This is a genomic window from Cupriavidus sp. 21MJTG02-4, from assembly GCF_057798975.1.
On the sequence record NZ_JBYOJP010000001.1, the window covers coordinates 261631 to 275240 of the forward strand.

Below are 13610 nucleotides of genomic sequence, written 5' to 3' on the forward strand. Positions count from 1 at the left end.
CGGTTCGGGAAAAGGGGAGTTGACGCTATTCGTCGCGCGCATCGCGTTGCAGCAGTTGTGCGACGGCATCGGCGGCGCCCAGGCCTTCGAACAGCACCGCGCACACGGCGCGCGTGATCGGCATCTCGATCTTGTGGGCAGCGGCCAGCGCCGCCACGGCCTGCGCGCACCGCACGCCTTCGGCGACGTGGCCGAGTCCGGCAAGGACCTGCTCCAGGGTCTGCCCGGCCGCGAGTTGCTGGCCGACCTTGCGGTTGCGCGACAGGTCGCCGGTAGCCGTCAGGATCAGGTCGCCCACGCCGGCCAGGCCCATGAACGTTTCCACGCGACCGCCGAGCGCCAGGCCCAGGCGCGTCATTTCCGCCAGACCGCGCGTCACCAGCGCGGCGCGTGCGTTCAGGCCCAATCCGAGGCCGTCGCTGGCGCCGGTGGCAATCGCCAGCACGTTCTTCACGGCACCGCCGACCTCGACACCGGTCAGGTCGTCGCTGCCGTAAATGCGCATGGCGTGGTGGTGGAAGGCGGCTTGCGCGCACTCGGCCAGCGTGGGCACGCTCGCAGCCACCGTCAGTGCGCACGGCAAACCCAGCGCGACTTCGCGGGCAAAGCTCGGCCCGGTCAGCACGCCGTAGTCGAATCCGCTGGTACGGCCGGCGGCATCGAGCTCCTCGCGCACCATCTGGTGCGGCAGCGCATGCGTGCCGGCTTCGAAGCCCTTGCACAGCCACAGCATGCGGACATGGCCCTCGCCGCGCGTGGCCAGCCTGCGGGTCATCTCGCGCAGGCCCGAGACCGGCGTGGCGACCACCACGAGACCGTCCGGATCGTCGGCGGCATGAGCGACCGCCTGCTCGAAATCGGCCTCGACGCGCAGCCGCTCAGACAACCGTACGCCCGGCAGATAGGCATCGTTGCTGCCGCTGGCCCCGATCGCGGCAAGCTGGGCAGGATCGCGTCCCCACAGGATCACGTCATGGTTGACGGCGGCATGGCTGGCGAGTGCAGTACCCCAGGCACCCGCACCGAGGAAGGTCAGTTTCATGGCGGCTCGAACGGTGGATCGGCGCAATCGATGGTAATCCGGTGCACGTGCCCCGGAAAGGCAAAACGGGGCCGCAGCCCCGTTTCGTCAGGCAGTGCGGGACTGCGGGATCAGTGGCGAGCCTGGCTGCCGTCAGGCATCACGATGCCGCTGTTGCTGTTGCCGCCGCCGGCGGCCTGGGCTTCTTCCATGGCGGCCTGCAGGCGCTGCTCGTACAGGGCCTGGAAGTTGATTTCCGACAGGTGGATGGCCTGGAAGCCGGCGCGCGTGATCACGTCGGCGATATTGCCGCGCAGGTACGGATACAGGATCGTCGGGCACGCAATGCCCAGCAGCGGGTCGAGCTGCTCGACCGGCACGTTGCGGATGTCGAAGATGCCGGCCTGGTGCGCTTCCACGAGGAAGGCGACCTTTTCCTGGACCTTGGTCGTCACGGTGCCCGTCACCACCACTTCGAAGATGCCTTCCTGCAGCTGCGAAGCGGCCACGTTGACCTGCACTTCGACCGACGGCGCTTCCGATTCCAGGAAGATACCCGGCGAATTCGGCTGCTCGAGCGACATGTCCTTGAGGTACACGCGCTGGATATTGAAGAAGGGTTGGTCTTCCTGCTGGGTGTTTTGCTGGTCGCTCATGAAAGGCTTCCGGGATGGGCGTTGGGCGTGGCGGCCGGTATCGGCACGAGCCTGCGCCCGGTTGGAAAACGCATATGGTACATGACGCGGGTGGCAATATCACCCGCGCCGGGGCGGGCTCAGGCAGCCAGCAGCGGCGACAGGCCGCCCTGGCGGTCCAGCGCGGAGAGATCGTCGAAACCGCCAACATGGGTGTCGTCGATATAGATCTGCGGCACGGTGCGGCGGCCGGTGCGCGACATCATTTCTTCGCGCTTGCCGGGTTCGCGGTCGATCAGGATCTTCTCGATCGTCTCTACGCCCTTGGCCTTGAGCAGGCGCTCGGCCATCACGCAATAGGGACACACCACCGTGCTGTACATGACGACGCGGGCCATGCTGAATCTCCTTCGATACTCAAACGCCACGGCCCTGCGAAATGCGGGGTCCGGCGCGATGTGACGGACAGGCCGGCCAGTCGGGCGCGGCTTACTTGATGACCGGAAGACCGGCCTGCTGCCAGGCGGCGAGGCCGCCTTCAAGGGCATACGTCTCACTGTACCCGGCTTCCTTCAGCGCTGCCTGAGCCTTGCCGAGGCCCTGGCCAGTCTGGGATACCACGATGATGGGGACGGCCTTGTCCTTTGCAAGACCGGCCGCGCGCGAGGCCAGGTCGGCCAGCGGGGCGCTCTTGGCCTGCGGCAGGTGGCCCTTGGCATACTCGGACGCATCACGGATGTCGACCACCACGGCGCCGCGCTTGTTGATCAGCTGGGTGGCAGCCACCGTATTGACGGCTTTTCCGCCGGTGCCGCGGGCAATCGTGGGCCAGGCGAGCAGTCCGCCGGAGACCACTGCAAGGGCGATCAGGGCAAGGTTGTTATAGTCGGCGAAGAAATTCACGTTGGCGTTCCGTTGGGTTGGGTCGGCGGCATTATAAAATACGCGGTTTGGTGTCCGGGCCTCCGCTGTCAGGCCACAGCGGCCATTGTCGCCTCATTGTTGCCTGGCTGGCACATGGCGACGCTCACGGGGCGATACCGGCGCACGCAGGTTACCTACACTCTGGAAGCAGCAGCATGTACAAGCTAGTCCTTATCCGCCACGGCGAGTCGACGTGGAATCTCGAAAACCGCTTCACCGGCTGGGTCGACGTCGACCTGACCGAAACCGGCGCCGCCCAGGCCCGCCTGGCCGGCAAGCTGCTCAAGGATGCCGGCTTCGCCTTCGACGTGGCCTACACCTCGGTGCTCAAGCGTGCCATCCGCACGCTGTGGCACGTGCAGGACGAAATGGACCAGATGTGGATCCCGGTGCGCAACGAGTGGCGCCTGAACGAACGGCACTACGGTGCGCTGGCGGGCCTGAACAAGGCGGAAACCGCCGCCAAGTTCGGCGACGAGCAGGTGCTGGTGTGGCGCCGCAGCTACGACACCCCGCCGCCCGCGCTGGAACCTACCGATCCGCGTGCCTCGTACGACGATCCGCGCTACGCCAGCGTTCCGCGCGAACAAATCCCGCTGACCGAATGTCTGAAGGACACCGTGGCCCGCGTGCTGCCGCTGTGGAACGAATCCATCGCGCCCGACATCCAATCGGGCAAGCGCGTGGTCATCGCCGCTCACGGCAACAGCATCCGCGCCCTCGTGAAATACCTGGATCAGATCTCGGATGACGATATCGTCGGCCTCAACATCCCCAACGGCACCCCGCTCGTTTATGAGCTCGATGCCAACCTGCGCCCCCTGCGCCACTACTACCTGGGCGACCAGGAAGCCATCGCCGCCTCGCTGGCGGCCGTGGCCAGCCAGGGCAAGGCGCGCTGAAAGCCCGCCGGGCGGCCTGCACCAGCCAAGGTGCGGCCGCCCACCGACCGCCGGTACGTGACAGGCCTTTTTCTTCACACCCACTTATACTGTCGGACAAACCGCCCCGCGCCCCACGCGTGGCGGCTGCAGCCGGCATAATCCCCCTACGTACACGTTCAGGCAGCCCTCATGCGTAAGACGCTCAAGAACATCAGTCTCGTCTCGGTCGGACTTGTCGCCGGCGTGCTCGCCACGCTGCAGATTTCGGCAACCGCGCAGAATTCTTCCGGCCCGTTGCCGCTGGACCAGCTGCGGCTGATGGCCGACATCTTCGGGCAGATCAAGCGCGAATATGTGGAGCCGGTCGATGACAAGAAGCTGCTGACCGAAGCCATCAAGGGCATGGTCGCCAGCCTCGACCCGCACTCGGCCTACCTGGATGAAAAGGACTTCAAGGAACTGCAGGAAGGCACGCGCGGCCGCTTCGCCGGCCTGGGCATCGAGATCTCGCAGGAAGAAGGCCTGGTCAAGGTCATCAACCCGATCGAGGACACGCCCGCGTTCCGCGCCGGCATCCAGCCCGGCGACCTGATCACCCGTATCGATGACAAGCCCGTGCGCGGCCTGCCGCTTGAGCAGGCGGTCAAGCGCATGCGCGGCGAACCGGGCACCAAGGTCACGCTGACGATCTATCGCAAGAGCGAGGAACGGACCTTCCCGGTTTCGATCACCCGCGCCGAGATCCGCGTCCAGTCGGTCAAGACAAAGATGCTGGACAACAACACCATCGGCTGGGTGCGCCTGACCAGCTTCCAGGAACGCACGGTGGCGGACCTGGGGCGCAGGCTGAACGAAATGTCGCAGAAGAACCCGGCCCTGAAGGGCATCGTCCTGGATCTGCGCAACAACGGCGGCGGCGTGCTGCAAGGCGCGGTCGGCGTGGCCGCGGCGTTCCTGCCGGAAGACTCGACCGTGGTCTCCACCAATGGCCAGGTTCCCGACGCCAAGCGCGTGTACAAGGCGACCTTCAACAACTACCGCCTGTCGTCGATCGAGGACGATCCGCTCAAGGACCTGCCGGCGCTGTACAAGAAGATCCCGATGGTCGTGCTGACCAACGCCTATTCGGCGTCGGCGTCCGAGATCGTGGCCGGCGCGCTGCAGGATCACCACCGCGCGCTGATCATGGGCAAGACCACGTTCGGCAAGGGTTCGGTGCAGACCGTGCGGCCGCTGACCAATGACACCGGCATCAAGCTGACCATCGCGTACTACTACACGCCGACGGGCAAGTCGATCCAGGCCAGGGGCATCCGCCCGGACATCCCGGTCGACCAGAACGCGGACGGCGATCCGGACGACGCGCTGATCACCCGCGAGATCGACACCGAGCGCCACCTGCACAACAAGCAGGAATCGGAAGAGCCGGAAATGAACGAGCGCGAACAGCGCCGCGTGGAAGAACTGCGCCGCCTGGAAGAGGAAAACGCGAAGAAGACGCCGGAAGAGCGCGAGAAGGACCGCCGCAAGAAGCCGATCGAATTCGGCTCGGCCGACGACTTCATGCTGCAGCAGGCCATCGCCCAGCTCGATGGCCAGCCGGTCAAGCGTTCCAAGTCGAAGCTCGAAACCAACCCGCCCGCCGACAAGCCGGCCAAGGCCGCACCGGCGAAGAAGGGCAGCGCTCCGGCGGCCAAGCCTGCGCCGGCCCCGGCCAAGCAGCCGCCGGCCAGCGCGCCGATGGGCGCGCCGCTGGGCACGCCGACCGGCAAGGCGCCCTCGCCCTGAGCGGCACCCTGACCAGAAGCGGCCCCGCGGGGCCGCTTTTTACATTGCACGCCCTGCCCTGAGCGCTGTCTCCGGGCCCTGTCCTGAGCCTGATGCCATGAACGACGATCAACTGCTGCGCTACTCGCGCCATATCCTGCTCGATGAACTGGGCATCGAAGGCCAGGAACGCCTGCTGGGTGCCCACGCGCTGGTGATCGGCGCCGGCGGCCTCGGCGCCGCCGCCCTGCCCTACCTGGCGTCGGCCGGCGTCGGGCGGATCAGCGTGGTCGACAACGACCATGTGGACCTGACCAACCTGCAGCGCCAGATCATCCACACCACTGAAAACGTCGGCCGCCTGAAGGTGGAATCGGCGCGCGAAGGCATGCTGCGCATCAACCCGGGCGTGCAGGTGGAAATCATCGCAACCCGCGTCGGCGATGCGGAGCTGGACCAGCTCGTGGCGCAGGCTGACGTGGTGCTCGATTGCTGTGACAACTTCGCCACGCGCCAGGCCGTCAACCGGGCCTGCGTGCGGCACCGCGTGCCGCTGGTATCCGGTGCGGCGCTGCGCTTTGATGGCCAGATCAGTGTGTTCGACCGGCGCCGCGACGACGCGCCGTGCTACGCCTGCCTGTTCCCGCCGTCAGAGCCAGCGCCCGAAGTCGCCTGCGCCACCATGGGCGTGTTCGCGCCGCTGGTGGGCATGGTCGGCACCGTGCAGGCGGCCGAAGCGCTCAAGCTGCTCAGCGGCGTCGGCCAGAGCTTGGCCGGCCGGCTGCTGATGGTCAATGCCATGACGATGGAGTGGACCACGATGCAGCTCGCGCGGACGCCGGACTGCCCGGTCTGCGCGGGACACTAGCGCGACGCCGGGCTAACCTCAACGCGCGGAGCGCTCGCGCAGCCACTCGGTCACTGTGGCACGGTCGCCGCGGAACACGATGCGCGCCGCGCGATTCTGCTGCTGGTAAGCGTACATCGGATCGTAGTAGTCGCGCAGCAGCACTTCGATCCAGCCGCGATGCAAGCCGGTTTCGCCTTGCTCCGACTGGCGGACCAGCGCCTGTTCGAGCAGCGTCGACAGCCGCGCGTAGCGCTCGCCGCCCAGGCGCGGGGAGATTGCCGCCATGGCATCACGCAGACGCGCCGCATACGCTTCGAACCCGGCCTCCGGACCAAGCTGGTCGATGTGCTCGGCAGCCAGTCCCAGCACATAGTCGCGCAATACGCGTTCGACACGCTCGTCGAATGACGCCTCCAGCCACACCAGCGGGCTCGCCTGCATGCGCTGCCACAGCACTTTGGGCAGGTCGCGGCCGCCGATGAAGCGGCCCTCGTCCTCAACCACCAGCGCGCGGTAACCGGCATCGGCCCGCCGCAACAGGTCGATGGCCAGCGCGTTCTCGAAATCGACCTGCGGCGGCTGCGCCTGCGCGCGGCGGCCAAACGCGGAGCCGCGGTGACGGGCCAGCCCTTCCAGGTCCACGGCCGCCGGCACCTCGTCGATGACGTCGGTCTTGCCTGTGCCGGTCATGCCACCCAGCACGAGAATATCCCGCGTGGCCGCGGCCTGCTCCGTCACGTCGATCAGGAAGCTGCGCATGGCCTTGTAGCCGCCGGTCACGCGCGGGTATTCGATGCCCGCCTCGTCGCGCAGCCACCGCTGCACGATCTGCGAGCGCAGCCCGCCACGGAAGCAGTACAGGTAGCCGTCCGGATGCGCGCGGGCAAACGCCGCCCATTGCGCTAGCCGCGCGGCCTTGATATCGCCCGACACCAGGCGATGACCGAGTTCGATCGCCGCGTCCTGCCCCGCCTGCGCATAGCAAAGGCCGACCTGATGCCGCTCCTCGTCGTCCATCAGCGGCAAGCTGACGGTGCCCGGGAAAGCGCCGCGTGCAAACTCCAGTGGCGCCCGCACATCCATCATCGGCGCGCCGCTCAGAAACAGCTGCCGGAAGTCGTCGGTGTCCTTACGCATCAGGCCACCTCCGGCGCACGACGAGTTCAACGATAGCGGCGAGTTCCATTCCGGCGCGAATCACGTCGGGCATATTGGGGAAAATGGTGCAGCCACAGCCGGCCCCGTGGCTGTCCTGCGTCAGGCGAATGGATTCGGCCATGGTCATGGCTCCTGTACGGCGGTCTGGATGAAGAAAAGAATTGGAATGAGAAGGGTTACTGCAGGCGGGCAAACAAGTCGGCGGCGCCCGGATGCGCCACGCGGGGATGCCGGCCGCCCGAAAAGGCAGCCCGGCAGGAACTGGCGGCTTACTGCTCGCCCGGCTCCATCTGCGACTGCAGGTAGTTCTGCAGGCCGACCTTGTCGATCAGGTCCAGCTGCGTCTCCAGGTATTCGATGTGCTCCTCGGTGTCGGTGAGGATATCGACCAGGATCTCGCGGCTGACATAGTCGCCAACGGATTCACAGTAGGCAATCCCTTCCTTCACGGTGGCATGCGCGCCCTGCTCGAGCTTCAGGTCGCACTTGAGCATCTCCGGCGTGTCCTCGCCGAGCAGCAGCTTGTGCAGGTCCTGCAGGTTGGGCAGGCCGTCGAGCATCAGGATGCGCTCGATCAGCCGGTCGGCGTGCTTCATTTCGCCGATCGATTCCTTGTACTCCACGTCGCCGAGCTTCTTCAGGCCCCAGTGGCGATACATGCGCGCGTGCAGGAAATACTGGTTGATCGCGGTCAGCTCGTTCTTGAGCTGGGCATTCAGATGCTGGATGACCTTTTTGTCACCTTTCATGGGTGGCTCCTGTTGCATCGGGCCCGCGCCAAAACACGAACGGCGCCAGAGGCGCCGTTTGCAGTCGAATCAAGAATGCGCGAAAACGCGCCGTGAACCGCGTTTCAGTTCATGGGCGCGTTCAAGCCACCAGCGCCTGACGCTGGTCGTTCGCGACTGCCGGGTCCCGAGTGTCCATTATGGTACATGTGCTGGGCACCGAACAGGTAGAAATCTCCACAACCGGAATGCTCCCGATCTTGGCTGCGGTCACATTGCGCACGGCCGCTACGCCTTCCTGCAGCACCTCGTGGGCGCACTCGCGGCACCGGCCGCAACAAGTCCCGACGCCAAGCGTCTCGGCCAGTTCGTCGAGGGTCTCGACGCCCAGAAGCGCGGCTCCATGGATTTCGCGATCGGTAATCTGGTTGCAGATGCAGACGTACACAACTCCCTCCTTGGGGGCTGGCGGCACCGGCATGCCGCTCGAATGAACGTCAGAATACCAAAGATCGAAAATGATAACAATTCCCATTAAGCCACATGTGCAAAGGTGGGATTTGCATCACGTCAGGGCGCGTAACAAGCAGTTTTTGGCGCACATTCATCATGTAAAAGTGACGATTCTGGGCAAACTTGCAGAAAAACCCTTTGCGTCCTAGGGCTTAGCGAGTTGCCGCAGCGCGGCTTCCTGCTCCTCGGGGTCGTAGGCGCTGAGCACCTGGTCCACGAGCGGCTCGAGACGGGTGCAATCGGCGTGCAGGACTTCCTGCTTGACCCGCAGCAGCTGCGCCGGATGCATCGAGAATTCGCGCAGGCCCATGCCCAGCAGCAGGCGCGTCATGCCCGGATCACCGGCCATCTCGCCGCAGACCGCCACCGGCACGCCGGCCCGGTTGGCTTCGCGGATGGTCCGGGCAATGAGTTGCAGCACGGCCGGGTGCATCGGATCGAACAGGTGTGCCACGGCATTGTCGGCACGGTCGATGGCGAGCGTGTATTGCGTCAGGTCGTTGGTGCCGATCGACAGGAAATCCATGCGCTTCAGGAACAGCGGCAACAGCAGCACCGCGGCCGGGATCTCGATCATGGCGCCGACCTTCAGGCCGGGATCGTAGGGCACGCCGCACTCGTCGAGCTGGCGCTTGGCCTGCGCGAGCAATTCGAGAGTCTGGTCGATCTCGCGCGCATGCGACAGCATCGGCACCAGCAGTCGCACCGGCCCGAAGGCCGAGGCGCGCAGCAAGGCACGCAGTTGCGTCAGGAACATGGCCGGCTCCGACAGCGACCAGCGGATCGCACGCAGCCCGAGCGCCGGATTGAGCGCGGTCTCGAAATCGTCGCCGCGTCCGTCCAGCGGCTTGTCGGCACCGACGTCGATGGTACGGATGGTCACCGGCAGGCCATGCATGGCCTCGACCGCGCGACGGTAGGCGGCAAACTGCTCGTCCTCGTCGGGCAACTCGCCGCGCCGGTTCATGAACAGGAATTCCGAGCGGAACAGGCCAACGCCCACGGCGCCCGCCGCCAGCGCGGCGCCGGCGTCCTCGGCCATTTCGATATTGGCCAGCAGGTCGATCTCCTGGCCGTCCAGCGTGACCGCCGGCGTGTGCCGCAAGCGCTGCAGGCGCTTCTTTTCCAGCACGCGCTCGCTCTGGCGGTGGCGGTATTCCTCGAGAATGATGGCCGACGGATCGACGATCACCAGCCCGGCGTCACCGTCGATGATGATCCAGTCGTCCTGCCGGATCAGCTCGCTGGCGCTCTGCACGCCGACCGCCGCGGGGATGTCCAGGCTGCGCGCGACGATGGCCGTGTGCGAGGTGCGGCCGCCCATGTCGGTCACAAAGCCGTGGAAGACGGTGTGGCGGAACTGCAGCATGTCGGCCGGCGCGATGTCGTGGGCCACCACGATCACGCCCGGCGCCGGCTCGCCGTCGGCGGCCAGGGCGGGCACAGGCGCGGGCGCCAGCACCGGCGCGCCGGCCAGCACCTTCAGGATCCGCTCCACCACTTGCTGGATGTCGGCCTTGCGCTCGCGCAGGTATTCGTCTTCGATCTCGTCAAACTGGCGCATCAGCTCTTCGAGCCGCGTGGTCAGCGCCCACTCCGCGTTGTAGCGGCGCCCGCGGATCAGGGCTTCCGGCTCGCGCGACAAGGCCTCGTCATCGAGGATCATCGCGTGCACGTCCAGGAACGCCCCCATTTCCTCGGGGGCTTCGCGCGGCAGGTCGCGCTTGAGCGCGGACAGTTCGGCCCGCACGGCGGCGCGGGCCGAACGCAGGCGCTCGACCTCGTCGTCGAGCCGGTCTTCATCCACCAGGTAGTGCGAGACGTCCAGCGCCGCGGGCGCCAGCAAATGGGCGCGGCCAATGGCGACGCCGCGGGAGACCGGGATGCCGTGCAGGGCAAATGACATGTGCCGCTCCGTCAGGAACGTTCAGGGAGGCGTCGTGGCGCGGCGGACCTCACTCGCCCTCGCCAAAGCGATTGGCGATCAGCGCCAGCAGCGCGTCCATCGCCGCCTGCTCGTCCGGCCCGTCGGTCTCGATGGTCACCGTGGACCCGATGCCCGCCGCGAGCATCATCACGCCCATGATGCTCTTGGCATCGACCTGGCGCCCGTTGCGGGACATCTTGACCTGACTGGCAAAGCTGCCGGCCAGCTGGGTCAGCTTGGCCGATGCGCGGGCATGCAGCCCGAGCTTATTGATTATGGTGGTGTCCCTCTGCAGCATATCGGTCGGGATGGTTGGCTGTTTGGTTTTGTACGGTTGTTGTGCCGACCTGCAGCACGCCCTGCGATCCCCCGGCAAGCGCCTTGGCCACCAGCTGGTCGAGCTTTTCCCCGCGATAGCAGATGGCGCGCACCAGCATCGGCAAGTTGACGCCGGCCAGCACCCGGACACGCCCCGGCTCCGCCAGCCGCGCCGCAATATTGGCCGGCGTGGCCCCGAAGATGTCGGTCAGTACCAGCGCGCCGTTGTCGTCGCAGACGGCATCGAGCCGTTGCCTGGCTTCGGCAAGGACGGCGGCAGGATCCGCATCAGGAAGAACGTCGATGGCCTCCAGCCGCTGCGGCTGGCCACAGTAGACGTGGGTGGCGCAATCGCGCAAGGCCGAAGCCAAGGGGGTGTGCGCGATGATCAGAATTCCTGCCATGGTGTGAATCCGTTGGACTGGCCCGATTGTAGCAGGCGCCTTCCCCGGTTTTTTCGCGCTCCTGCCCGCTTCCGCCGGCTTTCGGACTGCTCTTAGCCGAACCGTCGCGGCAGCTTCCGCCGCTCAGGCGCCAGGTGCCTCCACGGCATGTTCAAGCGCGTCGACGAACATCGCGGCCACCTGGAATCCGGTCTGCTGGGTGATCTCCTGGAAACAGGTCGGGCTCGTCACATTGACTTCCGTGAGGTAATCGCCAATCACATCGAGCCCCACCAGCAGCAAGCCTTTCTCCCACAACCCCGGCGCCAGAGCCTCGGCAATCTCGCGGTCGCGCACGCTCAACTCCTGCGCGCGGCCCGTGCCGCCCGCGGCCAGGTTGCCGCGCACTTCGCCGGCCATCGGCACCCGCGCCAGCGAATACGGCACGGGCACCCCGCCGATCAGCAGGATGCGCTTGTCGCCGTCCTTGATCGCCGGGATATAGCGCTGGATCATCAGCGTGCGGCGGCCGTCCTCGCCCAGCGTTTCGACGATGGCACCGAGGTTCATGCCGTCCGGGCCCACCCGGAACACGCCCATGCCACCCATGCCGTCCAGCGGCTTGATGATGATGTCGCGGTGTTCGGCGTGGAAGTCGCGGATGCGCGCGATGTCGCGCGTCACCAGCGTCGGCGTGATGAATTCCGGAAACTGGTTGATCGCCAGCTTCTCTGAATGGTCGCGGATGGCGCTCGGCTTGTTGAACACGCGCGCGCCCTGGGACTCGGCCAGCTCCAGCAGCCAGGTGCTGGTGACGTACTCCATGTCGAACGGCGGATCCTTGCGCATCAGCACCGCGTCGAAGTCCTTCAGCGACGTGAGCGCCGGCGTGCCTTCGCGGAACCAGTCATGGCTGTCGCCCGTGAGCTGCAGCGGCGTGGCCACGGTCTCGACCTGGTCGCCGAACAGCGACAGCTGCGACTGCAGGCTCCAGGACAGCTGGTGGCCGCGCGCGGCGGCCTCCGTCATCATGGCGTAGGTGGAGTCCTTGTAGGTCTTGAAGGTCTCCAGCGGATCGGTGATGAAGAGGATGCGCATGGCGGCTCGTCAGAGAATCGGATTCGGGTCGGTCTTTTCGAGTTCGAGCGAGGCCGCCAGCAGGGCCAGCCGCGCCACCACGCCGTACATGTAGAAGCGGTTCGGCACCGCCGCGCCCGGCTTGGCATGGCTGTCCGGGATGCCGTTGGGCGCGAACGCCAGCGGCACGAAGTGCATGCCCGGGGCGTTCAGGTTCTCGTCGTTGCCGCGGCCGGTGTGCACGCGGTAGAAGCCGCCGACCACGTAGCGGTCGATCATGTAGACCACCGGCTCGGCCACGGCCTCGTTGACCTTCTCGAAGGTATGGACGCCTTCCTGGATGATGACGTCGCTGACCTCCAGGCCTTCCTTCACGACGCTCATCTTGTTGCGTTCCTTGCGGTTCAGGCCCTTGACCTCGGACGGGTCGCGCACGGTCATGATGCCCATGCCGTAAGTGCCCGCATCGGCCTTGACCACCACGTAAGGCGTTTCCTTGATGCCGTATTCGCGATACTTCTTGGCCACCTTCTTGAGCACGGCCTCGACCGAGTCGGCCAGCGCTTCCTCGCCGATGCGCTCGTGGAAATTCACGCCCGAACAGCGCGCAAAGTACGGGTTGACCATCCACTGGTCGATGTCGATCAGCTTGGCGAACTTCTTGGCGACCTCGTCATAGGCGGCGAAGTGGCTGGTCTTGCGGCGCGTCGACCAGCCGGCGTGCAACGGCGGCAGCAGGTACTGTTCGTTGATGTTCTCGAGGATCGGCGGAATGCCGGCCGAGAGGTCGTTGTTCAGCAGGATCGAGCAGGGATCGAAATCCTTCAGCCCGAGGCGGCGGTCCTTGGTGCCGAGACGTGCCAGCGGCTCCACCACCAGCGTCTGCCCGTCGGGCAGTTCGATCGGCGTCGGCTCCGTGATTTCCTCGGACAGCGACCCGAGGCGCACATTGAGGCCCGCCTGGCGCATGATCAGCGACAGCCGCGCCACGTTCTGCAGGTAGAACATGTTGCGGGTATGGCGCTCGGGGATCAGCAGCAGGTTCTTGGCGTCCGGGCAGATCTTCTCGATCGCGGCCATGGCCGCCTGCACGGCGAGCGGCAGCATTTCGGGCGCCAGGTTGTTGAAACCGCCCGGGAACAGGTTGGTGTCGACCGGCGCCAGCTTGAAACCGGCATTGCGCAGGTCCACCGAACAGTAGAACGGAGGCGTATGTTCCTGCCATTCCAGCCTGAACCAGCGCTCGATGGACGGCGTGGCGTCCAGGATTTTCTTCTCCAGTTCGAGCAGCGGACCGTTCAGCGCGGTGATGAGATGCGGGACCATATCCATCCTGTTGATCTATTGGTCGTCTTAATCGTTCGCCCAGATTGTAGAGGAACGGCCAATTGGCTGCTGGCACGCCCTTTATAAGGATATGCCCGG

Annotated in this window: 16 protein-coding genes; 3 read left to right on the forward strand and 13 right to left on the reverse strand. The window is 66.0% G+C overall.

The window, feature by feature from the left end; all coding sequences use genetic code 11:
* Positions 1 to 25 precede the first annotated feature (25 nt).
* From AC3FKH_RS01260 to AC3FKH_RS01275, 4 genes are all read right to left on the reverse strand, one after another.
* Positions 26 to 1042, reverse strand: a complete 1017-nt coding sequence (locus AC3FKH_RS01260) for an NAD(P)H-dependent glycerol-3-phosphate dehydrogenase (protein WP_488672262.1) — start codon at positions 1040 to 1042, stop codon at positions 26 to 28.
* Between the two features lie 110 nt (positions 1043 to 1152).
* Positions 1153 to 1677 carry a protein-export chaperone SecB gene (gene secB / locus AC3FKH_RS01265; protein WP_483710297.1) on the reverse strand — a complete coding sequence of 175 codons (525 nt, stop codon included), beginning with the start codon at positions 1675 to 1677 and terminating at the stop codon, positions 1153 to 1155.
* A 119-nt stretch (positions 1678 to 1796) separates the two neighbouring features.
* Positions 1797 to 2054 (reverse strand): glutaredoxin 3, encoded by a 258-nt coding sequence (gene grxC / locus AC3FKH_RS01270; RefSeq protein ID WP_483710296.1) that lies wholly within the window; start codon positions 2052 to 2054, stop codon positions 1797 to 1799.
* Positions 2055 to 2145: 91 nt separating this feature from the next.
* Complete coding sequence (locus AC3FKH_RS01275) at positions 2146 to 2559, reverse strand: rhodanese-like domain-containing protein (RefSeq protein WP_488672265.1); 414 nt, start codon at positions 2557 to 2559, stop codon at positions 2146 to 2148.
* A 176-nt stretch (positions 2560 to 2735) separates the two neighbouring features.
* Here AC3FKH_RS01275 and gpmA point away from each other — a divergent pair, with 176 nt between their 5' ends.
* The 3 genes from gpmA (at position 2736) to AC3FKH_RS01290 (ending at position 6099) form a co-directional block, all read left to right on the forward strand.
* Positions 2736 to 3482: a 2,3-diphosphoglycerate-dependent phosphoglycerate mutase gene (gpmA, locus tag AC3FKH_RS01280; RefSeq protein WP_483710294.1), complete on the forward strand. Its 747-nt coding sequence runs from the start codon at positions 2736 to 2738 to the stop codon at positions 3480 to 3482.
* A gap of 171 nt (positions 3483 to 3653) precedes the next feature.
* Positions 3654 to 5252 carry a S41 family peptidase gene (locus tag AC3FKH_RS01285; RefSeq protein WP_488672268.1) on the forward strand — a complete coding sequence of 533 codons (1599 nt, stop codon included), beginning with the start codon at positions 3654 to 3656 and terminating at the stop codon, positions 5250 to 5252.
* Between the two features lie 97 nt (positions 5253 to 5349).
* A complete protein-coding gene (locus AC3FKH_RS01290) occupies positions 5350 to 6099 on the forward strand; it encodes a HesA/MoeB/ThiF family protein (RefSeq protein WP_488672270.1) in 750 nt (249 codons plus the stop codon).
* A gap of 18 nt (positions 6100 to 6117) precedes the next feature.
* Here AC3FKH_RS01290 and mnmH read toward each other — a convergent pair whose 3' ends face one another.
* The 9 genes from mnmH to gshA form a co-directional block, all read right to left on the reverse strand.
* Complete coding sequence (mnmH, locus tag AC3FKH_RS01295) at positions 6118 to 7218, reverse strand: tRNA 2-selenouridine(34) synthase MnmH (RefSeq protein WP_488672271.1); 1101 nt, start codon at positions 7216 to 7218, stop codon at positions 6118 to 6120.
* Positions 7211 to 7360 carry a hypothetical protein gene (locus AC3FKH_RS01300; protein ID WP_488672899.1) on the reverse strand — a complete coding sequence of 50 codons (150 nt, stop codon included), beginning with the start codon at positions 7358 to 7360 and terminating at the stop codon, positions 7211 to 7213. The genes mnmH and AC3FKH_RS01300 overlap by 8 nt, the downstream gene beginning before the upstream one ends.
* A gap of 148 nt (positions 7361 to 7508) precedes the next feature.
* Positions 7509 to 7988, reverse strand: a complete 480-nt coding sequence (bfr, locus tag AC3FKH_RS01305) for a bacterioferritin (RefSeq protein WP_224081290.1) — start codon at positions 7986 to 7988, stop codon at positions 7509 to 7511.
* Positions 7989 to 8109: 121 nt separating this feature from the next.
* Entirely contained in the window at positions 8110 to 8502 is a 393-nt protein-coding gene (locus tag AC3FKH_RS01310) for a (2Fe-2S)-binding protein (protein ID WP_488672273.1), read from the reverse strand.
* 123 nt (positions 8503 to 8625) lie between these two features.
* A complete protein-coding gene (ptsP, locus tag AC3FKH_RS01315; protein ID WP_488672275.1) occupies positions 8626 to 10386 on the reverse strand; it encodes a phosphoenolpyruvate--protein phosphotransferase in 1761 nt (586 codons plus the stop codon).
* Positions 10387 to 10435: 49 nt separating this feature from the next.
* Positions 10436 to 10705 (reverse strand): HPr family phosphocarrier protein, encoded by a 270-nt coding sequence (locus AC3FKH_RS01320; protein ID WP_483710288.1) that lies wholly within the window; start codon positions 10703 to 10705, stop codon positions 10436 to 10438.
* Positions 10674 to 11129 (reverse strand): PTS sugar transporter subunit IIA, encoded by a 456-nt coding sequence (locus tag AC3FKH_RS01325; protein ID WP_488672277.1) that lies wholly within the window; start codon positions 11127 to 11129, stop codon positions 10674 to 10676. Before AC3FKH_RS01325 ends, AC3FKH_RS01320 begins: the two co-directional genes overlap by 32 nt.
* Positions 11130 to 11252: 123 nt before the next feature.
* Positions 11253 to 12206, reverse strand: coding sequence for a glutathione synthase (gene gshB / locus AC3FKH_RS01330; protein ID WP_488672279.1), 954 nt, complete (start codon positions 12204 to 12206; stop codon positions 11253 to 11255).
* Between the two features lie 9 nt (positions 12207 to 12215).
* On the reverse strand, positions 12216 to 13511 hold the full coding sequence (gene gshA, locus AC3FKH_RS01335) for a glutamate--cysteine ligase (RefSeq protein WP_483731085.1): 1296 nt from the start codon (positions 13509 to 13511) through the stop codon (positions 12216 to 12218).
* Positions 13512 to 13610: the final 99 nt, after the last annotated feature.

Coding starts and splice junctions, on each gene's coding strand:
- AC3FKH_RS01260 (WP_488672262.1), bottom strand. CDS start 1,042: ATGAAACTGACCTTCCTCGGTGCGGGTGCCTGGGGTACTGCACTCGCC.
- secB (WP_483710297.1), bottom strand. CDS start 1,677: ATGAGCGACCAGCAAAACACCCAGCAGGAAGACCAACCCTTCTTCAAT.
- grxC (WP_483710296.1), bottom strand. CDS start 2,054: ATGGCCCGCGTCGTCATGTACAGCACGGTGGTGTGTCCCTATTGCGTG.
- gpmA (WP_483710294.1), top strand. CDS start 2,736: ATGTACAAGCTAGTCCTTATCCGCCACGGCGAGTCGACGTGGAATCTC.
- AC3FKH_RS01285 (WP_488672268.1), top strand. CDS start 3,654: ATGCGTAAGACGCTCAAGAACATCAGTCTCGTCTCGGTCGGACTTGTC.
- AC3FKH_RS01290 (WP_488672270.1), top strand. CDS start 5,350: ATGAACGACGATCAACTGCTGCGCTACTCGCGCCATATCCTGCTCGAT.
- mnmH (WP_488672271.1), bottom strand. CDS start 7,218: ATGCGTAAGGACACCGACGACTTCCGGCAGCTGTTTCTGAGCGGCGCG.
- AC3FKH_RS01300 (WP_488672899.1), bottom strand. CDS start 7,360: ATGGCCGAATCCATTCGCCTGACGCAGGACAGCCACGGGGCCGGCTGT.
- bfr (WP_224081290.1), bottom strand. CDS start 7,988: ATGAAAGGTGACAAAAAGGTCATCCAGCATCTGAATGCCCAGCTCAAG.
- AC3FKH_RS01310 (WP_488672273.1), bottom strand. CDS start 8,502: ATGGGAATTGTTATCATTTTCGATCTTTGGTATTCTGACGTTCATTCG.
- ptsP (WP_488672275.1), bottom strand. CDS start 10,386: ATGTCATTTGCCCTGCACGGCATCCCGGTCTCCCGCGGCGTCGCCATT.
- AC3FKH_RS01320 (WP_483710288.1), bottom strand. CDS start 10,705: ATGCTGCAGAGGGACACCACCATAATCAATAAGCTCGGGCTGCATGCC.
- AC3FKH_RS01325 (WP_488672277.1), bottom strand. CDS start 11,129: ATGGCAGGAATTCTGATCATCGCGCACACCCCCTTGGCTTCGGCCTTG.
- gshB (WP_488672279.1), bottom strand. CDS start 12,206: ATGCGCATCCTCTTCATCACCGATCCGCTGGAGACCTTCAAGACCTAC.
- gshA (WP_483731085.1), bottom strand. CDS start 13,511: ATGGTCCCGCATCTCATCACCGCGCTGAACGGTCCGCTGCTCGAACTG.